Source organism: Sphingomonas bacterium (assembly GCF_903642285.1).
In the GTDB taxonomy this organism is placed as follows: domain Bacteria; phylum Pseudomonadota; class Alphaproteobacteria; order Sphingomonadales; family Sphingomonadaceae; genus Sphingomonas.
Window position 1 is genome coordinate 51,194 of record NZ_CAHJWJ010000011.1, and the last position, 20,154, is coordinate 71,347.

The 20,154-nt window shown below is 65.5% G+C and carries 19 protein-coding genes and 1 tRNA gene; 13 read left to right on the forward strand and 7 right to left on the reverse strand.

Annotated features, from left to right (window positions below):
- Positions 1–7 precede the first annotated feature (7 nt).
- Genes HUU99_RS07540 through HUU99_RS07550 form a run of 3 tightly spaced genes read right to left on the reverse strand, consistent with a single transcriptional unit; the run spans position 8 to position 2,429 of the window.
- Positions 8–640 carry a 2-dehydro-3-deoxy-6-phosphogalactonate aldolase gene (locus HUU99_RS07540; RefSeq protein WP_174285961.1) on the reverse strand — a complete coding sequence of 211 codons (633 nt, stop codon included), beginning with the start codon at positions 638–640 and terminating at the stop codon, positions 8–10.
- Complete coding sequence (locus HUU99_RS07545) at positions 637–1,536, reverse strand: 2-dehydro-3-deoxygalactonokinase (RefSeq protein ID WP_174285962.1); 900 nt, start codon at positions 1,534–1,536, stop codon at positions 637–639. The genes HUU99_RS07540 and HUU99_RS07545 overlap by 4 nt, the downstream gene beginning before the upstream one ends.
- Positions 1,533–2,429 carry an SMP-30/gluconolactonase/LRE family protein gene (locus tag HUU99_RS07550; protein ID WP_254603018.1) on the reverse strand — a complete coding sequence of 299 codons (897 nt, stop codon included), beginning with the start codon at positions 2,427–2,429 and terminating at the stop codon, positions 1,533–1,535. Before HUU99_RS07550 ends, HUU99_RS07545 begins: the two co-directional genes overlap by 4 nt.
- A gap of 338 nt (positions 2,430–2,767) precedes the next feature.
- On the opposite strand from HUU99_RS07550, the gene HUU99_RS07555 reads away from it, so the two are divergent.
- Positions 2,768–4,558 (forward strand): IlvD/Edd family dehydratase, encoded by a 1,791-nt coding sequence (locus HUU99_RS07555; protein ID WP_174285964.1) that lies wholly within the window; start codon positions 2,768–2,770, stop codon positions 4,556–4,558.
- Positions 4,559–4,607: 49 nt separating this feature from the next.
- Here the strand turns inward: HUU99_RS07555 and HUU99_RS07560 are convergent, their stop codons facing one another.
- Positions 4,608–5,813 (reverse strand): DUF2252 family protein, encoded by a 1,206-nt coding sequence (locus HUU99_RS07560; RefSeq protein WP_174286003.1) that lies wholly within the window; start codon positions 5,811–5,813, stop codon positions 4,608–4,610.
- A 299-nt stretch (positions 5,814–6,112) separates the two neighbouring features.
- On the reverse strand, positions 6,113–8,425 hold the full coding sequence (gene glf, locus HUU99_RS07565; RefSeq protein ID WP_254603020.1) for a UDP-galactopyranose mutase: 2,313 nt from the start codon (positions 8,423–8,425) through the stop codon (positions 6,113–6,115).
- A gap of 202 nt (positions 8,426–8,627) precedes the next feature.
- Between glf and HUU99_RS07570 the strand changes: the two genes are divergently transcribed.
- A complete protein-coding gene (locus HUU99_RS07570; RefSeq protein WP_174285965.1) occupies positions 8,628–10,802 on the forward strand; it encodes a family 1 glycosylhydrolase in 2,175 nt (724 codons plus the stop codon).
- A 169-nt stretch (positions 10,803–10,971) separates the two neighbouring features.
- On the opposite strand, the gene HUU99_RS07575 is transcribed toward HUU99_RS07570, so the two are convergent.
- Entirely contained in the window at positions 10,972–11,496 is a 525-nt protein-coding gene (locus HUU99_RS07575) for a ferritin-like domain-containing protein (RefSeq protein ID WP_174285966.1), read from the reverse strand.
- 459 nt (positions 11,497–11,955) lie between these two features.
- Positions 11,956–12,045, reverse strand: a tRNA-Ser gene (locus tag HUU99_RS07585).
- Between the two features lie 145 nt (positions 12,046–12,190).
- On the opposite strand from HUU99_RS07585, the gene hspQ reads away from it, so the two are divergent.
- From hspQ to spt, 11 genes are all read left to right on the forward strand, one after another.
- Positions 12,191–12,580 (forward strand): heat shock protein HspQ, encoded by a 390-nt coding sequence (gene hspQ / locus HUU99_RS07590; protein ID WP_174285968.1) that lies wholly within the window; start codon positions 12,191–12,193, stop codon positions 12,578–12,580.
- A 119-nt stretch (positions 12,581–12,699) separates the two neighbouring features.
- Positions 12,700–13,044, forward strand: coding sequence for a 50S ribosomal protein L21 (gene rplU / locus HUU99_RS07595; protein ID WP_174285969.1), 345 nt, complete (start codon positions 12,700–12,702; stop codon positions 13,042–13,044).
- A 13-nt stretch (positions 13,045–13,057) separates the two neighbouring features.
- Positions 13,058–13,333 (forward strand): 50S ribosomal protein L27, encoded by a 276-nt coding sequence (gene rpmA / locus HUU99_RS07600; RefSeq protein ID WP_174285970.1) that lies wholly within the window; start codon positions 13,058–13,060, stop codon positions 13,331–13,333.
- Positions 13,334–13,573: 240 nt separating this feature from the next.
- Complete coding sequence (locus HUU99_RS07605) at positions 13,574–14,050, forward strand: GNAT family N-acetyltransferase (protein WP_254603021.1); 477 nt, start codon at positions 13,574–13,576, stop codon at positions 14,048–14,050.
- Between the two features lie 51 nt (positions 14,051–14,101).
- Positions 14,102–14,692, forward strand: a complete 591-nt coding sequence (locus HUU99_RS07610; RefSeq protein WP_174286006.1) for a TetR/AcrR family transcriptional regulator — start codon at positions 14,102–14,104, stop codon at positions 14,690–14,692.
- Between the two features lie 180 nt (positions 14,693–14,872).
- Positions 14,873–15,919 (forward strand): GTPase ObgE, encoded by a 1,047-nt coding sequence (gene obgE / locus HUU99_RS07615; protein WP_174285971.1) that lies wholly within the window; start codon positions 14,873–14,875, stop codon positions 15,917–15,919.
- A gap of 30 nt (positions 15,920–15,949) precedes the next feature.
- Positions 15,950–16,513 carry a Uma2 family endonuclease gene (locus HUU99_RS07620; RefSeq protein WP_174285972.1) on the forward strand — a complete coding sequence of 188 codons (564 nt, stop codon included), beginning with the start codon at positions 15,950–15,952 and terminating at the stop codon, positions 16,511–16,513.
- A gap of 42 nt (positions 16,514–16,555) precedes the next feature.
- On the forward strand, positions 16,556–17,656 hold the full coding sequence (gene proB / locus HUU99_RS07625; RefSeq protein ID WP_174285973.1) for a glutamate 5-kinase: 1,101 nt from the start codon (positions 16,556–16,558) through the stop codon (positions 17,654–17,656).
- Positions 17,653–18,555 (forward strand): NAD-dependent epimerase/dehydratase family protein, encoded by a 903-nt coding sequence (locus tag HUU99_RS07630; protein ID WP_254603023.1) that lies wholly within the window; start codon positions 17,653–17,655, stop codon positions 18,553–18,555. The genes proB and HUU99_RS07630 overlap by 4 nt, the downstream gene beginning before the upstream one ends.
- 43 nt (positions 18,556–18,598) lie before the next feature.
- Positions 18,599–18,847: an acyl carrier protein gene (locus HUU99_RS07635; RefSeq protein ID WP_174285974.1), complete on the forward strand. Its 249-nt coding sequence runs from the start codon at positions 18,599–18,601 to the stop codon at positions 18,845–18,847.
- The gene (gene spt, locus HUU99_RS07640; RefSeq protein ID WP_174285975.1) at positions 18,844–20,118 is read left to right on the forward strand and encodes a serine palmitoyltransferase; all 1,275 of its coding nucleotides are present in this window, start codon (positions 18,844–18,846) and stop codon (positions 20,116–20,118) included. Before HUU99_RS07635 ends, spt begins: the two co-directional genes overlap by 4 nt.
- Positions 20,119–20,154 lie beyond the last annotated feature (36 nt).

Below are 20,154 nucleotides of genomic sequence, written 5' to 3' on the forward strand. Positions count from 1 at the left end.
GCGCCGCTCAGGGCGCGATGGCGCGCCAGGCGGCGACCACCGCCCGCGTCTTGCCGGCGACTGTCCTGGCATCGTCGCCCGGGCGGTAGATGGCACCGCCGACCCCGACCCCTTCCGCGCCCGCCGCCAGCCAGTCGTGCATGTTGTCGGCATCGGTCCCGCCGACGCCCCAGGTTTTGACGTCCTTGGGCAGGACGTCCCGGATCGCCTTCAGATAGGCCGGCCCAAGCGCCGTCGCCGGGAACAGTTTCAGCCGGCGCGCCCCCGCGGCGATGCCGCGGAACGCTTCGCTGGGGGTGACGAACCCCGGCATCGGCTCCAGCCCGCGCGCCACGGCACGGGCGATCACCGCGGGGTCGATATTGGGCGTCACCATGATCCGCGATCCCGTATCCGCGAGCCGATCGACCGATGGGACATCCAGCACCGTACCGCCGCCGACCAGCGCATGATCGCCGTAAGCCTGCTGGATCGCGGTGATGCTGGCGAAGGGGTCGGGTGAGTTCAGCGGGACCTCGATCATCCGGATCCCGGCGTCGATCAGCGCGGACGCGATCGACGCGGCCTCTTCCGGCTCGATACCGCGCAGGATCGCGACGATCGGCGGTGCACCGTCGGCGAGGATGTCGTCGATCGTCACGATTCGGTCTCCAGTGCGTTCAGCCCCGCGAGCGCGGCGGCGTCGCCATCGACTAGTTCGACGGCGATGGCATATCCGGCGAACGTGCGGCGGTAGCGTTCGGTAAGCCGGGGATCCCCGACCAGCGCAATCCGGCCCGTCGGCGGTTCGTCGTGCAAGGCCTCCGCGATCTCGCCGCCGATCAGCAGGCCGGAGAGATAGCCAAGCGCCCAGCCATGCGACCGGCCTTCCAGCAGTTGTGCGCTCCGTGCCTCGAACAGCGCACCGATCACTCGCCCCGACCGGGACCGATCGAGCCCATGCGCAAAGCCGATGTCCTCTTCGCCCGGATCGACGGTCGAGCCGGCGGCAGCACGCGCCAGGATCGAATGATCGCGAAGCGACGCGAACAATTCGCCCGTGAGATAGGTGCGAAAACCGGTGATTCGACCGTCCTCGATCGTCGTCCATTTGCTGTGCGTGCCGGGCAGGATCACGCGGTGCCGTCCGTCGGCGAGCCGGGGGTCGAGCGCGACCGCGCCGAAGGTCTGCGTCTCCTCGCCGCGCATCACGTCGGGGACGCCGGCCTTCGTGGCCAGTCCGGCCAGGATCGCCACTGGGATGTCGTCGAGCGCCAGCCGCGCCGCACCGGTGATCCATGTCGCCTGGTCGGCGGGGCATTCGACATAGGGCACCTCGACCCAGCCGTTGCGCGATCCCACCATTCCGCACAGTGCGATCGCCGACGGATCGCCAGCCGCGCGCCATTGGGCGAGCGTCTCGCGCAATACCGCCTCGGGCGGTGTGCCGGCAGTCCCGATCCCCGGTGCCTCGCACCGATCGGTCACCACGCCCGACTCGATCCGGAACAGCCGCAGCCGGCTCGTCCCCCAATCGCCGACGACTCGGTAGCTCATCGTGCGATCCTGACCGGCGTGATCGGGATGCCCGGCACCGGCGCGTCGAACGCGAACAGCCCGCCGGCCAGGGGTTGCGCGGCGAGTTCCACGTCCGACAACCCAGCGCGGGCGGTCGTGACGAAGGCGGTCCGCAGGTCGGGGCCACCGAACGCGACCTTGGTGACGTTTGCGCACGGGAAGGCGACCGTCGCCAGCAACGTTCCGTCGGGCCCATAGCGTCGGACCTGCCACCCGCCCCAAAGGGCCACCCAGACGCACCCTTCCGAATCGATCGACGCGCCGTCCGGATGCCCGTCCTCGGGCGCTATCGTCACGAACGGTTCGCCGTCGAGCAGCCGGTCGGTGGCGGCGATGTCGAACCGCGTGATGACGCCGGCGACGGTATCGACGTGATAGAGAAAGCGGCCGTCCGGACTGATCGCGGGGCCATTGGTTATGATGCTTTCGCCGCCCGCCACGGTGATCGTTCCGCCGTCGAAAAGATGGACCGCCCCGGTGACCTTCGTCTCGCCGTCGTCCATCGTCCCGAACCACAGCCGGCCGGACGGATCGACCGCGGCATCGTTGGTGCGATTATGCGCAGGCATGTCGATCGTCGCGACCGGGTCGCCAAGCGTTCCGTCGCGCACGATATGCAACCCGTCGCCGCTGCCGACGATCAGCCCCCCGTCATCGGTCGGCAACACGAAGCTGGGGCGACCGCCGACCGCGACCGTCGATCCGTGACCGGTCGCCGGATCGTAGCGATGGAGCGCGCCCTGCTTGATGTCGACGAACCACAACGCAGCATCGTCGGCGATCCAGGCAGGACCTTCGCCGAGTGTCGCCGCGACGGGCCAGATCAGGCGACTGAGCAGTTCATCCTCCTGGTCTTCAGTAAGGCTAAGCACTCGACAGGTCCGATCGATCATAATTACCGGCGCAGGGCGGGTTTCGCGTACGGCGTCGCGATCTTCGGGCTCGCGCAATATGTCTCGCGTGACAAGGTGGGGGCCGGGCCCAGGAATACCACCGATTATTCCCGGCGTCGAAGGATCTGCCCTGGTGGGCGATCGACGCGTCGTCGAATCGCGGCGCTCGTCGCATCGACCGCATCGAGGATCAATTCGATCACGACGATCTTCACGCTCGATCAGGCTCCCCGACTATTGTGTTATCGCTCGATGCCATGACCTATAAGCCTGGTTCGTAATTCCTGCGCTCCGGCTCCATCGATCACGAGGTCAAGATGTCCGACACCCCGACGCTCCGCAGCAAGGCGTGGTTCGACAATCCCGCCAATGTCGACATGACCGCGCTGTATATCGAACGCTATCTGAATTTCGGGCTCAGCCAGACCGAACTGCAATCCGGCCGGCCGATCATCGGGATCGCGCAGACGGGCAGCGACCTCAGCCCGTGCAATCGCCATCATCTGGTACTCGCCGAACGCGTGCGTGAAGGGATTCGCGACGCAGGCGGGATCGCGATCGAATTCCCCGTCCACCCCATCCAGGAAACCGGCAAGCGCCCGACAGCGGCGCTCGATCGCAACCTGGCCTATCTCAGCCTGGTCGAGACGCTTTACGGGTATCCCCTAGACGGCGTGGTGCTGACGATCGGCTGCGACAAGACGACGCCCGCCTGCCTGATGGCGGCGGCGACGGTGAATACCCCGGCGATCGCGCTGTCGGTCGGCCCGATGCTGAACGGCTGGCACAAGGGCAAACGCACCGGTTCGGGCACGATCGTGTGGAAGGCGCGCGAGATGCTGGCGGCGGGCGAGATCGACGCGGCGGGCTTCGTCAAGCTCGTGGCCTCGTCCGCGCCATCGACCGGATATTGCAACACGATGGGCACCGCGACGACGATGAACAGCCTTGCCGAAGCGCTGGGGATGCAGCTGCCCGGATCGGCGGCGATTCCGGCACCGTACCGTGATCGGCAGGAAATGGCCTATGAGACGGGCAAGCGGATCGTCGCGATGGTGCGCGAGGATCTTAAGCCGTCCGACATCATGACGCGCGACGCCTTTCTGAACGCCATCCGGGTCAACTCCGCGATCGGCGGATCGACCAACGCGCCGATCCATCTTGCCGCCATCGCCCGGCACATCGGGGTCGACCTGTCGATCGACGATTGGCAGGAACATGGCCTCGATATACCGTTGCTCGTCAATCTGCAGCCGGCGGGCGAATATCTGGGCGAGGATTTCTACCACGCGGGTGGTGTGCCTGCGGTGGTCGCGCAGCTGATCGAACAGGGACTGATCGCCGAGGACGCGATGACGGCGAACGGCCGGACCATCGGCGAGAATTGCCGCGGTGTCGCGATCGAGGACGAACGAGTCATCCGCCCCTTCGCCACGCCGTTGATGGCGGCGGCGGGCTTCGTCGTGCTGCGCGGCAATCTGTTCGACGCCGCGATCATGAAGACCAGCGTGATCTCGCCGGAATTCCGGGCCCGCTATCTGACGAACCCCGACGATCCCGAAGCGTTCGAGGGGCCGGCGATCGTGTTCGACGGACCGGAGGATTATCACCACCGGATCGACGACCCCGCGCTCGGCATCACCACCGAAACGCTGATGTTCATCCGCGGCGCGGGGCCGATCGGCTATCCCGGCGGGGCGGAGGTCGTGAACATGCGCCCGCCCGCCTATCTGATCCGCGAGGGCGTCCATGCGCTGCCCTGCATCGGCGACGGGCGGCAATCGGGCACGAGCGGGTCGCCGTCGATCCTGAACGCTTCGCCGGAAGCGGCAGCGATGGGCGGCCTGGCGCTGCTTCGGACGGGCGACCGCGTGCGGATCGACCTCGGTCGCGGGACCGCCGATGTGCTGATCCCCGACGATGAACTGGCCGAACGTCGCCGCGTGCTGGTCGAGGCCGGCGGCTATCGCTATCCCGAATCGCAGACACCATGGCAGCAGATCCAGCGGTCGCTGGTCGGCCAGTTCGATACCGGCGCGATCCTGGAAGGGGCCGAAACCTATCAGCGGGTCGCGCAGACCCGTGGCTTGCCGCGTGACAGCCACTGACACCATGGCGGCGCACCGCGCGTCGGACCCGACCTACGCAGGCGTTCGCTCAGGCCGCCGTGCCGAGCGCATAGTGGCGGCAATGGTCGAGATACCCCGCCTCGTGGCTGGCGGCGAGATCGACGACGCTCTGCCACAGCCAGGACGGCGCATCGATCGCAAGGTCGCCGTGGTCGCGCAGTGCGGATCGCCATTCTCGGCGCTGGCCATCGTCCATCTGCCGCGCATGCGCCTTGCCAACGACATAGGCGAGGTAGCGTGCCGCCCTCACCGCCTGCGAATGCGAGAATTGCTCGACCTCCAGCTTCAGGTCCTGCGGGGCGAGTTCGCGGATGAACATCGATCGGCCCAGCAACGTCGCCGCGATCATCCGGTCGCCCAGATGCGGCGAAAGCGCGCGCGCACCGGCAACGACGCGCTGGGCCTCGTCCGCGGGCATCTGCGCACCGCCCGCGACCGGTGCCACCGGCGCGACCGCTTCCTTCAGATCGACCAGCGCATAATCGCTTCGCCCCTTCGCGCCCTTGATCGACAACAATACGGCGTAGCGCAGCAGGCCGAGCGAGCTGCAGCCCTTCATCCAGTAAGCCGCATCGACCAGCCGGACGTCGCAGTCATGGCTGTCGGGACTGAGCGACAGGATCTGCCGCTTGATGTCCGGGTCCGCGACCAGCGCGGTCAATGCGGCGCGTTCGTCGTCGTCGATCGCCCAGAATTTCTTGCCGAGCGGAATGCACGGGTCGGTGCCGTCGATCCGTTCCTTCGCCAGATGACGCCAGCGCCGTCCCATCGCGCGACGCTTGACCATGCGGACGACATCGGGTTCGGGACCGGGATCGGCGTCGTTTGCGCTTCGTCGAGCAAGCGCATCGCCATAGCCGTCGACCATTTCCTCGATCATCCGCGCGGTCGCAACGCCGGGCAGGTCCGATCCGCGCGCTGCGGTCGCCAGCGATAGCCCAAGCCGGATAAGGTCATGCGCGGGATTGCCGATCACGGTCTGGTCGAGGTCGCGGATCTGCACCTCGACATCGCCCTCGCCGTTCGACAGCGGACCGAGATTGCCGAGATGGCAATCGCCGCAAATCCAGATCGACGGCCCGACCGGGATGCGGGCCGACACGGGCGACGCCGCCAGCCATTCATAGAATTTGACCGTATTGCCGCGCACATAGGCATGGGCGGAGCGCGCCATCTTCAGCGCGCGGGCGGTATCCAGAACCGCAGCGCGATCGGAATGTGTTGAAGGTGTCATGATCGGGTCCGTCAGCGGATGGGACATGTCCGACGCCCTGCAGCGGGACTGTCCGAGCAGAATAAGATTGCGTCTAGCCTATATCCGACGGGAGGGGAAAAGCATCCGGTGTCTGTCGCCACCGTGCTTATTGCCGGAACGGACAAACCCGGCATGTCGCGCGCTGCAAGGTTCGACGCCGAGTTCAGACACCGGCAACGACCGACGACCACGCGCACATTCAGACGATCGGCTACCGGCACCGCGCCGTCGTTCCGCGACACGCCCGTCGCCCGTGTCTCTGGTTGGGCTACGCTACGCTACGCTACGCTGCGACTGGTCACCGGCGATTCTTCTTCCTGCCAATCGTTCGCCAGACGGCGGTAGGTCGACAGCGCCTGCCCGACCACCTGGTCCATGTTGTAATAGCGGTACGTCGCCAACCGCCCAACGAAACTGACACCCGGTTCGGCCAGCGCCAGCGCCTCGTAACGCTTGTACAGCGCCTGGTTCTCGTCGCGCGGGATCGGGTAATAGGGGTCGCCATCGGCGCACGGAAATTCATGCGTGATGCTGGTTTTTGCCGAGGTCTGCCCGGTCAGGTGCTTATATTCGGTGATCCGCGTATAGGGCAGGTCTTCGCTCGGATAATTCACCGTAGCGACCGACTGAAGCCATTCCATGTCCAGCGTCGCGTGCTGGAACCGCAGCGATCGGTACGGCAGCTTGCCGTAACGATGTCCGAAATATTCGTCGATCGGCCCGGTAAAGACGAGATGGTCGTGCGGATAGGCATCGCGCACCTGGCGATAGTCGACGCCGAGCAGCACATCGATATTCGGATGATCGAGCATCCGCTCGAACATCCTGGTATAGCCGTCGCGCGGCATTGCCTGAAAACTGTCGGTGAAATAGCGATCGTCGGCGTTGCTGCGCGTCGGCACCCGCGCAGTGACGGATTTGTCGAGTTCGGACGGGTCCATCCCCCATTGCTTTCGGGTATAGCCCTGGAAGAACGTCTCGTAGAGCTCGCGACCGACCTTGGAGATCACGACATCGGCGGAGGTGCGGATCGGATCAACGGGTTCCGCGCGGCCGGCGAGGAACGCGTCGACATCGGCGTCGGTCCGCAGATCGAGGTCGTACAACGCGTTCAGCGTCGTCCGGTTGATCGGCATCGGTACCAGTTTACCGTCCACGTCCGACAGCACACGGTGCTCATACGGCCGCCATTCGGTAAAGCGCGACAGATAGTCGAAGATGTCCTGCGAGTTGGTGTGGAAGATGTGCGGCCCATATTGGTGGATCAGCACGCCGGCATCATCCAGCCGATCGAACGCATTGCCGGCCACGTGAGGACGACGGTCCACGACCAGCACCCGCTTCCCCCCGTCACGCGCCAAGCGTTCCGCCATCACCGCACCGGCGAACCCGGCACCGACGACCATGACGTCGTACCGCTCGCGCCGTGCTGGCCATGTAACGGGGGAAACGACAGCCTCGATGCGGTCATGGACGGTGATCTGCGTAGCGATCAATGCGGACATCTCCAGCGCCGTGCTGCTCCACGATCCGCGCCCGATGTGCGCATCCGCGGCATCGCGCCAGGCGAAGTCTCCGCTGCTACGCAATGCCAGCGCCCTGTCGCACGCGGCGATGAAGGCCTCCGGCGTGGCGGCGATGCCGACCGCTTCGAGATCGCCATAGTGGCGAACGACATCGACGACCGGCGTCGATACGACCGGGCAACCCGCGGCCAGATATTCCGGCGTCTTGGTCGGGCTGATGAAACGAGTCGCCGCGTTGATCGCGAACGGCATCAGCGCGACGTCCCACCCCGCCATATAGTCGGGCAATGCGCTGTAGCTCTTGCCGCCGAGATAATGGATGTTCGGCCGCCGCGGCAGATCGCTCTCGCTGATCTTCACGACCGGTCCGATCACCACCAGCGACCAGTTCGGTCGCGCATCGGCGATGGCGGCGAGCAGATCGAGATCCATCCGCTCATCGATGACCCCGCAAAAACCGAGCCGGGGGCGCGGAATGTCCGCCTGATCCACGGGATCGTCCATCGTGTCGCGGGCACGGGCGAAATGCGGCGCGTCGATGCTGGACGGAAATGCATGGACGTTGGAATGGCGATCACGCTTCGCCTCGTAGAGGCTCGTGCCGCCGGTGAAGACGATATCCGCCTTCTCCAGCAACGCCCGTTCCCGCGCCAGCAATTCAGGAGGCGCGTTCTTGAACGCGGAAAGTTCGTCCATGCAATCATAGACGGTGCAATCCGCACGAACATGATCCGAAAAAGACAGCATCATCGGAGTATAGTACCAGCGAACCAAAGGTCCTTTGATCCCTTTCACGATGCCATCAAGCAGCGTCGACAATTCCATGTCTTCGCAATTGCGGTTATCAGGATCGAGTTCCGGCACGAGGATCGTGATGCTGCTATCGGGGCAGACCTCGCGTCGAAGGCGGCTGTTGCCCAGCCCTTCCACGTAAACAGGCTCTTCCCAAAACAGCACATGGTGCTCGAGCGCGAACCGCGACATCAGATGTTGAGGACGCTGGAATACGAAGGACCATCGCAAATGACTGAAACAGATCAAGGTCGGGCGCATATCGTCGGTCATGGGCAACTGGGTAACGACGTCATTTATCGGCGAAATCTGCGCAGTCACTGATGGGCTCCCCGCTGTAATATCATTGTAGTAACATTTCGTGGTGATCGAACGTTCCGATGAAACACCGCCCCATAACATGGGTAAGTGCGATTACGGGAACGATGAAATGACCGGCCCGTTTGAGGCGTCAAGGTCGAAAAGGGAAAACCGCATGACCTCGCTGGAATTATGGGGCGGCCTCGAATATACGGTCAATCGTACGCATAGCGGGTATGTGGACCAGACGCGGTTGAGCGGTCACCATGATCGCGACGACGATCTGGACCTGTTTGCCGAGCTCGGCCTGCGTGCACTTCGCTATCCTGTGATATGGGAAAGGATCGCTCCCGACGGGCCGGGAAGCGCCGATTGGCGCTGGACGGATCGGCGATTGACGGGTCTGCGCGATCGCGGCGTCCGCCCGATCGCCGGGCTGGTCCATCATGGCAGCGGACCTTCGCATACCAGTCTGATCGACGACGGTTTTGCTCCCGCGCTCGCGCAGTTCGCGGGGCGGGTCGCTGAACGGTATGATTGGATCGAAGATTGGACGCCGATCAACGAACCGCTGACGACGGCGCGCTTTTCCGGGCTCTACGGCCTTTGGTATCCGCATCACCGAACAGAACGGTCGTTCTGGCACATGCTCGTCAACCAGGTCGATGCGGTGCGGCTGTCGATGAAGGCGATCCGGCGCGTGGTTCCCACCGCTCGCCTCATCCAGACCGATGACGTCGGGCGGACCTATTCGACGCTTCACCTCGCCGAACAGGCTGCCTTCGACAATCTGCGCCGCTGGGCCGGATGGGATCTGCTGTTCGGGCGGGTGACGCGGCATCATCCGCTATGGCTGCGCCTATCGCGCCATGGCCTCGGCGAACGGCTGGCGCAGATCGCCGACGATCCGTCGCCCCCCGACATCATCGGGGTCAACCACTATCTGACCAGCGACCGGTTTCTCGATCATCGGCTCCAGCGGTACGACGCGCGGACCTATGGGGGGAACGGCAAGCTGCGCTATGCCGATACCGAAGCCATCCGTGTCCTGACCCCGGCACCGGCGGGCCTGACCAACGCGCTTCGCGAAACATGGGATCGCTACAAGGTGCCGCTCGCCATTACGGAGGTACATAACGGCTGCACGCGCGACGAACAACTGCGCTGGGCGGCGGACACTTGGGACGAGGCCGTAGCGCTGAAGGCGGACGGCATCGATATCCGCGCGGTCACGGCATGGTCACTGCTTGGCAGCCACGGGTGGAACACCTTGCTGACCAGGCCCGGCAAATACGAACCCGGTGTCTACGAGGTCGTGGGCGACCGGCCTCGCCCGACCGCGCTGGCGGCGTTGTGGAAGGGATTGCCCCATGATGCGCCCCGGCACCCCGTATTGGCGGGTGCCGGATGGTGGCGCAGACCGGAACGGATAATCTATCCCCCTATCGTGCGCCCGGCGGGGCTTGCGACCGGCACCGGCACCGATGCCGCGCAGCCATTGTTGATCTGCGGCGCGACCGGCACTTTGGGTCAGGCCTTTGCACGCGCCTGTGCGGCCCGCGATATCGCCTGCGTCTCGACAGGGCGCGGGACGCTCGATCTCGGCCGGCCCGAGACGATTGCGGCAACGCTGGACGCGGTCCGACCCTGGGCGGTCGTCAATGCCGCCGGATGGGTCGATGTCGATTCGGCAGAGCATAATGTCGATGCCTGTTTTCGCGCGAACGCCGTCGGCGCGGTCGCGCTGTCCGAAGCCTGTGCGGCGCGCGGCATCGGCGTCGTCAATTTTTCGAGCGACCTGGTGTTCGACGGCACCGCGGAACGGCCTTATGCCGAGGATGATGCGGTCGGGCCGATCAACGTCTATGGTCGAAGCAAGGCCGCGATGGAACAGGTCTGCGCCGCCCTGCCCGGGTCGCTCGTCCTTCGCACCGCAGCGTTCTTCTCGCCCGACGATTCCCACAATTTCGCCGCCGCCGTCGTTCGCAGCCTGTCGTCGGGCCAGCCATTCGGTGCCGCAGAGGATCATGTGGTCACCCCGACCTTCGTATCGCATCTGGTAAGCGGCGCGCTCGACCTGCTGATCGATGGTGCCACCGGCATCTGGCACCTGACGAATGCCGAGGCGCTGAGCTGGGCGGCGTTCGCGCGCCGTATCGCGGAGGCCTGTGCGCTCGATGCCCGTTTGGTAAAGCCGGTGACGGGGCCGTTGCCGCAATGGATCGCCCAGCGGCCCGTGTCGGTGCCGCTCGTCAGTCGACGCGGCGCGCCGCTGCCGCCGCTGAACGAAGCTATCGAAGCATTTGCGGATGGGTTGGTCCGCGCGCAATCCATTCGTCGCTGCGCGTGAAACCGTCCCTCGATTGATCGCTCACTGGGTCGGCATTCTCCTGCCGCCTCGGCGGGCTGTTTATGTCCCGCCGCCCGGCACGAAGCCGTTCGAAGTTCGCGTTCCCGTCGATTCGAACTTCGCGTTCCCGTCGATCGGGATCAGCCGGGCGTCGAGGCGACCGTACCTCCTACGCCTTGGCGGTGCCCGACCCATGCTCGGCATAGAGCGAGGCATAACGGCGCGTGACCATCGGCAGCGCTTCGCCGATCCACCGCGCCATGTCTTCCTCCTCGCCGAGCGATTTCCGTAGCAGCGGGGTCGCGTGGACGAAACCGCCATCCTCGGCCAGCACCAGCAACGACATGTAGCTGGCGATCTCGAAATGCTCGAACGCGTAGTTGGCGAAGCTGTTCTTCACGATCTCGTCGCCGGCGACGGTATGCGCGATCGCGGCCATGCTCCCGGAAAGGCCGAGCGCGGTGTCCTTGAGCGTCGAACCGCTGGTATCGAAGGCCGCGAGGATCTCGTCCAGCCGCGCGATCTGGCCGTTCGTCTCCTCGATGTGGAGGCGCAGGCGGTCGGCGACCTCGGGATAATGCTCGATCCGCGCGACCTGCGGCGTCATGATCGACAAGGCCTGATGCTCGACTGCATGCACATTGCGGAGGCCGGTGACGAAAAGCTCGCGAAGGACGTCGTGCTGTGTTGCCATGATAAGTTGCTCCTTGGTGTGAAGATAGGAATTCGGGTCACAGCGGTCGCCCGGCCTGGCACCGTTCGAGTTCGACGGGATCGTGCGTGCACGTTACGGTCACCTCGTTTCGCCGCTCGATCGATAGCGTTCGCAGCGGTTCCTGGTTCCGGACGGGACTGGCGAGGGCCGAAGCCATCAGCCGCCGATACGCGCGCGGCCCCCGCGTGCATTTGCGCGGCGCACCACGCATTTCGTCGCGGTAGAATAGGCACCGCCGGCCTGCGGCAACCCACCGGCCATCGTCCTGGCAGACCGCGACTCCGGCATGGCCCCGGATGCAGCCCGGCATTGGACCAGCAGGATTTCCGGCGCAGGCCTTGCAGGCCGCGAACCGCGCCGAAGCCCAACCATGGCTCTCCCATCCGCCAGCGCATTCGTCCCGAGGAGCGCAAGCGATGACCGATTTGCCGGGCAAATTGGCGGAGAGGGTGGGATTCGAACCCACGGTACCCGTTAAGGCACGCCGCATTTCGAGTGCGGTACATTCGACCACTCTGCCACCTCTCCGCGAGGGATTTCGCGGCACCGCGAACGGGGCCGGTCGGTCGAGGGCGTGCCCCTATCGCAAGCGTTCGGGGCGTGCAAGCAGCGGCGAGGATCGCGCGGCCCGTTCACGGCTTGTGCGATGCAAAACAAGGATTAGATGGGTTGCATGCCCCGTCACGATGTTACCAGTTTCAGCGCCACCGGTTCGCGCGGAGCGCTTGACGCTCCGCCGATCGCGCACGCCCGTTTCTCGATCGGTGACGTCGTTCGCCACAGGATGTTCGATTTTCGCGGCGTGATCTTCGATGTCGACCCGGTTTTCGCAAATAGCGAAGAATGGTATGAGGCGATCCCGGAGGGTATCCGTCCGAAACGGGACCAGCCCTTCTATCATCTGCTCGCCGAGAATATGGAGTCGAGCTACGTCGCCTATGTCAGCCAACAGAATCTTGTGGCCGACGAAAGCGACGAGCCGGTCGATCATCCCGCCATATCGGGGCTGTTCACCGGCTATGCCGATGGCCGCTATCGCTTGCGGCAACAACACCGCCACTGAGCAGGCGAACGCACGCGCGCGTGGTTGACAAGCCGCCACTCGTCCCTTAGCCGCCACCTCTTTCCGGACGGGCTCATCCGAGTCCTGCCGGGCTATGAATTTTGAAAGTGATTAGGGCCATGTTCGCAATCGTGCGCACGGGCGGCAAGCAATATCGCGTCGCCGCCGGAGACAAGATCGTCGTCGAGAAGATCGACGGCGATGCAGGCGCGTCGGTGACGCTGGGCGACGTATTGCTTGCAGGCGAAGGTGCCGAGATGCAGTCGGTCGAAGGCTTCACCGTCGCCGCCGAGATCGTCGCGCAGGCGAAGGCCGACAAGGTCATCGTCTTCAAGAAGCGTCGCCGTCACAATTATCGCCGCAAGAACGGCCACCGCCAGCAGCACACGATCCTGAAGATCGTCAGTGTCGGTGGCCACACCGCCAAGAGCACCGAGGGCGAAGCCCCGGCCGCTCAGGCATAGGGAGTAGCTTCAGATGGCACATAAGAAAGCAGGCGGATCGTCGCGCAACGGTCGCGATTCGGCCGGCCGTCGCCTGGGCGTGAAGAAGTTCGGCGGCCAGGAAGTGGTCGCGGGCAACATCCTCGTTCGCCAGCGCGGCACCAAATTCTATCCCGGCACCAATGTCGGCATCGGGACCGATCATACGCTGTTCGCGCTGGTCGACGGTCGCGTGTCGTTCAAGGAAGGCAAGCAGGGCCGCAAATTCTGTTCGGTCGATATCCAGGACATGGCGATCGCGGCCGAATAACATCGGGTAACCGGACGGGTTGCCCACCAGGGCGACCCGGGTTCCGCAAAAGCGGACCAGCCAACAAGGGAGACGGGTCCGCCTGGCTCCCTTTTTTCTTGCTCCCTCCCCTTTGCGATGTCGCTGCCCCGTCATCCCGGCGTGGCAGTGGCACCGCGACGCGACGAGGAGGAAGCGGACATGTTCGCGCGTACGAAGAGATTGACGCTCCGGCCCGGCTGGCCAGAGGATGCGCCGGCATTGGCGCGGGCGATCGCTTTTGAAGCGGTGGCGATGAAGCTGGCCCGTCTGCCCTGGCCCTATACCGAGGAAAATGCGCGCGCTTGGCTCACCACGCCGACGCGAGCGAATGACGTCAACTTCGTCATCCTGTCGCACGAGGACCCGTATCCGCAGATCATCGGCGGTATCGCCCTGACACGTAACGGGGACGCGCACGAGCTCGGCTATTGGTTGACGCCCGCTGCCTGGAACCGCGGCTATGCGACCGAGGCGGGCCGCGCCGTCGTTACCATGGCGCGAAGTTCGCTGCCCGTCCGCCGTCTCGTCTCGGCCTATCATCTGGACAATCCAGCGTCCGGCAACGTGTTGCGCAAACTCGGCTTCCGCGCGACGGGGCGGACGGAAATGCGACACTCGGTCGCCCGTGGCGGTACCGTGGAAACGGCATTGGTCGATTACGATATGCAGCAGGACCGAAACGCGTGGTGCCGCTAATCGCGTAACGCGCTTGTCATGGCGGGGCAAAAACCCGACAGCGACGGACCGATGTCTTCCGTCCCAACCCCCGTTTCGACCCGTCGCCGCCTGTCTCCCGGAGAGTCGCGCGATGCCGCGCTCGACGCCGCGCGGTCGTTGCTGGTCGAGCATGGCCCGCAGGCGGTCACGCTCAAAGCCGTCGCCGCGCGGATCGGGCGGACGCATGCCAATCTGCTTCACCATTTCGGGTCGGCCGCCGGATTGCAGAAAGCGCTGATCGCTCGGATGGCGCAGGGGATCGTCGGCACGATCGGCGCGGCGGTGTTGCGGACCCGCGCCGGCGACCAGGACCCCGGGGAGGTCGTCGATCTGACGTTCGACGCGTTCGGCAAGGGTGGCGCGGGCGCGCTGGCGAGCTGGATGATCCTGTCGGGCAACGAGGATGCGCTCGACCCGATCCTGACCGCGATCCACGACCTGGTCGACGAACTGGCCGAGGGGCATAGCGAGAGTGAGCGGCCTATCCACGAGGAAACGCTGCAGCTGGTCCTGATGGCGCTGGGGGATGCGCTGCTGGGCGCGCCGATGGCGCGGGCGCTCGGATTGCCGCGGGACAAGGCGCGGGGGTTGGCGCTGGGGGCGTTGCTGGCGAAGCGGTGATTGGGGGTCGTCGCAGCGCCGCGGCCCTTTTTCGTCACCCCAGACTTGATCCGGTTTCCCCTTCTTTTTCACGTTTGCAGCGCCGCGGCAAAGCCGCGTCGTCGGTCGCGGCGGAGGGCCGCGCCGGCCGGGCGTGCCGTCTAGTCTCGATTTAACGGCGTCAAATCGCTACGGCACGCCATGCATTTCCTCGACCAAGCGAAGATCTTCGTCCGTTCTGGCTCCGGCGGCCCCGGGGCCGTCAGTTTCCGGCGCGAAAAATTCATCGAATATGGCGGCCCGAACGGCGGCAATGGCGGCAAGGGCGGCGATATCGTGTTCGAGGCGGTCGCCGGGCTGAACACGCTGATCGATTTCCGCTATACGCAGCATTTCCGTGCACCGCGCGGCAGCGGTGGATCGGGACAGAACCGAACCGGTGCGGGCGGTGACGATCTGGTCATCAGGGTGCCGGTGGGTACGCAAATCCTGTCCGAGGACCGCGAGGATATCCTGCTCGACTTCACCCGGGTCGGACAGCGCGAGATCTTCATGCGTGGCGGCGACGGCGGGCGCGGCAATGCCAGCTACAAGACCTCCACCAACCGCGCGCCGCGCCAGCACGGCACCGGCTGGCCATGCGAGGAAGCGTGGATCTGGCTTCGGCTGAAACTGCTGGCCGATGCCGGGCTCGTGGGGCTGCCCAATGCGGGCAAGTCGACCTTCATCAACCAGGTGACCAATGCGCAGGCCAAGGTCGGCGAATATGCCTTCACGACCACCCGCCCGCAGCTCGGCGTCGTCAGCCACAAGAGCCGCGAGTTCGTCGTGGCAGACATTCCTGGCCTGATCGAGGGCGCGGCCGAAGGGGCCGGGATCGGCGACCGGTTTCTGGGACATATCGAACGCTGCCGCGTGCTGCTGCACCTCGTCGATGCGAACGACGCCGATGTCGGCGAGTCGTACCGGATCGTGCGCGACGAACTGGAGAATTACGGTGCGGGGCTGATCGACAAGCCGGTCGTCGTCGCGCTGAACAAGATCGACACGCTGGATGACGAGCTGATCGAGGTCCTGACCAGGGAACTGGCCGAAGCGAGCGGCACCGACGTCATTCCGATCTCCGGCGTCAGCGGGACCGGCGTGGATTGGGTGCTGGACACGCTGATTGAGGCGATTGGCCCCGCGCCGGATGCCGTACCCGCGGACGACGAAGGCGAGGACGCGATCGAGTGGTCGCCGGTTTGAATGGTTCCGGCGTTGTGATATAAGATTCGGATGCGAGCTGATCCCGCCTATCGCAAAATAACGGCCGACGAGTTCCTCGCAATGGATTTCGGAACCGACAAGCGATTTGAGTTGGAAGACGGGGTCATCGTGATGATGGCGGGGGGAACCGAGGCGCATGCCTGGGTTCAACTCAACATTCTCTCTTGGTTGCGCCATCGGCTGCGGGGAACGTCGTGTCGGCCCTATGGGCCAGACATGGCGATGCAGATCAGTGAAACCGAAATCCGCTATCCCGACATATCGATCTATTGCGATCAGCCGCCCCGTGACGAACTTGCAGACCGTCGCAAGCTCACCGATCCGCACGTCGTCATCGAGGTCCTGTCACCGAGCACGACCCAGCTCGATCAAGGGACGAAGCTGGAAGAATATAAGAGCATCCCAAGCATCCGCACGATCGCCTTCGTCGATCCGATAAATGAAATGTGCCGCACTGTAGAACGCCAGGGTCCATACAGCTGGATGGATAGCATCTTCTCCGGCCAAAGCGGTGTCGTCGTTCCGTCGCTCGACTTGCTGATCCCGCACGCCGAGATTTTCGCGCACGACTGAACGCGATTGGCGTGCGCCCGGGTCCGCGCTAACGCGATCACCATGCTCTTCCCCCCCGCCTCGTGCCCGCGCCTGGTCGTGAAGGTCGGCTCCGCGCTGATCGTGGATGGCGACGGTGGCGTGCGGCGCCCCTGGCTTGCGGGTCTGGTCCGCGACATCGCTGCGCGGGTCGGTGCGGGGCAGCAGGTCGCGGTCGTTTCCTCCGGCGCGATTGCCCTCGGCGCGCGCCGGCTGGGCCTGGCGAAGGGCGGGCGTGCGAGCCTTGACGATGCGCAGGCGGCCGCCGCCACGGGACAGATCGCGCTGGCAGGGGTGTGGGCGGGGCTGCTGGAGGCGGAGGGGCTGGTCGCCGCGCAGATGCTCGTGACGCTGGACGATCTGGAGGATCGTCGGCGTTATCTCAACGCATCCGCCACGCTGGCGCGGTTGATGGCGTTGCGCGCGGTCCCGGTGGTGAACGAGAATGACAGCGTGGCGACGGCGGAAATCCGGTTCGGCGACAATGATCGGCTGGCGGCGCGTGTCGCGCAGGCGGCGGGCGCGCGCGGGGTCGTGCTGCTGTCCGACGTCGATGGGCTGTACGATCGCAACCCTGCCGCGCCCGGCGCGACGCACATCGCGCGGATCCAGCGGATCGACGCGGTGGCGCATATGGCGGATACCGCCTCCGCCTCGGGCATGGGATCGGGCGGTATGGTTTCCAAGATCGCGGCCGCACGAATCGCCACTGCCGCGGGGATCGACCTGGCGATCTCCAGCGGTCGAGTGGATCGGCCTCTATCGGGCGATCACCGCCATAGTCTGTTCGCCGCGGAGGATCGCGAGGTATCCGCGCGCAAGGCATGGCTTGGCGGCGGACTGACCACGAAGGGCGCGATCCATGTCGATGCGGGGGCTGCGGGGGCGCTGGCGAAGGGAGGCAGCCTGTTGGCGGCGGGCGCGGTGCGGGTGGAGGGCAAGTTCGGGCGCGGCGATGTCGTCGCGGTCGAAGGACCGTTCGGCATCATCGCGCGCGGGCTGGCGGAATATGATGCCGCGGACGCGGCGGCGCTGGTCGGCCGGCGCAGCGACGAACACGCCGCGATCCTGGGCTATGCGCCGCGCACCGCATTGGTCCACCGCAGCCATCTGGTGATGCTGTGATCCTTGCGATCACCGGCGGCACCGGGTTCGTCGGCAGCCATCTGATTGATGGCGCACTCGCCGCGGGGCACCATGTCCATGCGCTTGCCCGCAGGCCGCAGGCGCCGCGCGACGGCGTCGAATGGATTGCGGGTGCGCTCGACCGGACGGCTAGCCTCGATACGCTGGTCGCCGGCGCGGACGCGGTCGTTCACGTGGCCGGCGTCGTCAACGCGCCCGACCGCGCGGGCTTCTCGGCAGGCAATGTGGACGGCACCGCGGCGATCGTCGCCGCCGCGTCGCGGGCGGGCGTGGCACGCTTCGTCCATGTCTCGTCGCTCGCGGCGCGCGAACCGGGCCTGTCGGCTTATGGCTGGTCCAAGGCGGGAGCGGAAAAAATCGTGACGGCCAGCGATCTGGACTGGTCGATCGTCCGTCCACCCGCGATCTTCGGCCCGCGCGATACCGAGATGCTCGAACTGTTCCGCATCGCCCGATACCGCATCATGCCGCTGCCGCCGGCTGGCGGTCGGATGTCGCTGATCTACGTCGAGGACCTCGCACGCCTGTTGCGGGTGCTGGCGACGGGGACCGCGACATCCCGCCAGATGCTCGAGCCCGATGACGGAATGCCCGGCGGCTGGGACCACCGGGACGTGGCGCGCGCGATCGGCGGTGCGGTCGGCACGTCGGTTCTGCCCCTGTCCCTCCCCCGTCCGCTTCTCCGAACGCTGGCACGCGCGGATATCGTGGTACGCGGCGCGCGCGCGAAGCTTACGTCCGACCGCGTCGCCTATTTCTGTCACCCGGACTGGACCGCGCACCTGCACCCACCAGCCGCTGTTTGGACCGCGCAGACGCCCACGACGGAGGCGATGGCAACCACCGTGCGATGGTATCGCCAAAATCGACTGCTATAGCGCCGCAACCCCGCCGCATTTGGCTGCCATCCGGACGAGCATGATGACCGACCGCCAGACCATTTTCGACACCGTCACCGCGCAGATCGCGCCGTTCAACAAGAAGGGTGTCGCCGTCACCGACGCGACGACCTTCCAGGGCGATCTCGAATGGGACAGCCTGACCGTCATGGATTTCGTCGCCGCGATCGAGGACGAGTTCGAAATCATCATCACGATGAACATGCAGGCCGAGATCGAGACCGTAGGTCAGCTGGTCGATGCGGTCGCGAAGCTGAAGGCCACCGCATGACCGAGACCGGACTGCAATCCCAACGCGTCGATTTCGATCCGCCGCCGGTCGCCCCGGCCAACGCTTCTGGGCGCGACCTGATGAGCAAGTTCGACGGCCTGATCGCCGAACGTCAGGCGCTGCTGGATACCGGCGTCACCGATCCGTTCGCGATCGTGATGGAAGAGGTGCTGTCGCCGACGCAGGCGATCATCAAGGGTCGCGAGACGATCCTGCTCGGCACCTATAATTACATGGGCATGACGTTCGATCCCGACGTGCTGGCGGCGGGCAAGACGGCGCTCGACAAATTCGGGTCGGGCACGAACGGCAGCCGGATGCTGAACGGCACGTTCCACGACCATGTCGAGGTCGAACAGGCGTTGCGCGATTATTACGGCGTCAGCGGCGCGATCGTGTTCTCGACCGGATATATGGCGAACCTCGGCATGATCTCGACGCTGGCGGGCAAGGGCGAATACGTCATCCTCGATGCCGACAGCCACGCGTCGATCTACGACGGCTGCCAGCAGGGCAATGCCGAGATCGTCCGCTTCCGGCATAATTCGGTCGACGACCTCGACAAACGGCTCGGCCGGCTGCCCAAGGAGCCCGCCAAGCTCGTCGTGCTGGAGGGCGTCTATTCGATGCTCGGCGATGTCGCGCCGCTGAAGGAGATGGTCGCGGTCGCCAAACGGCACGGCGCGATGGTGCTATCCGACGAGGCGCATTCGATGGGCTTTTTCGGCGATCACGGCCGCGGCGTGTACGAAGCGCAGGGGCTGGAGGGCGAAGTCGATTTCATCGTCGGCACCTTCTCCAAATCGGTCGGCACGGTCGGCGGCTTCTGCGTGTCGAACCATCCGAAGTTCGAGGCGATCCGGCTCGCCTGCCGTGCCTATATCTTCACCGCCAGCTTGCCGCCCTCGGTCGTCGCGACCGCGACGGCGTCGATCCGCAAGCTCGCGACGGCGAACGACAAGCGCGCGCGCCTCTGGGCGAACGCGCGACAGCTGCATGGCGGGCTGAAGGCGACGGGCTTCGCGCTGGGCACCGACCGGCCGGACAGCGCGATCGTCGCGGTGATCCTGAAGGATCAGGAACAGGCGGTCGCGATGTGGCAGGCGCTGCTGGAGGGCGGGCTCTACGTCAACATGGCGCGGCCGCCGGCGACACCGGCCGGCACCTACTTGTTGCGCTGTTCACTTTGCGCCGAACATTCGACGATACAGCTCGACCGCGTGTTGGCGATGTTCCGCGATGCGGGGCGGACCGTGGGCGCGATCGGCTGAATCGCTTGCGCCGTCTTTCCCGGGGTCGTCGCTTGC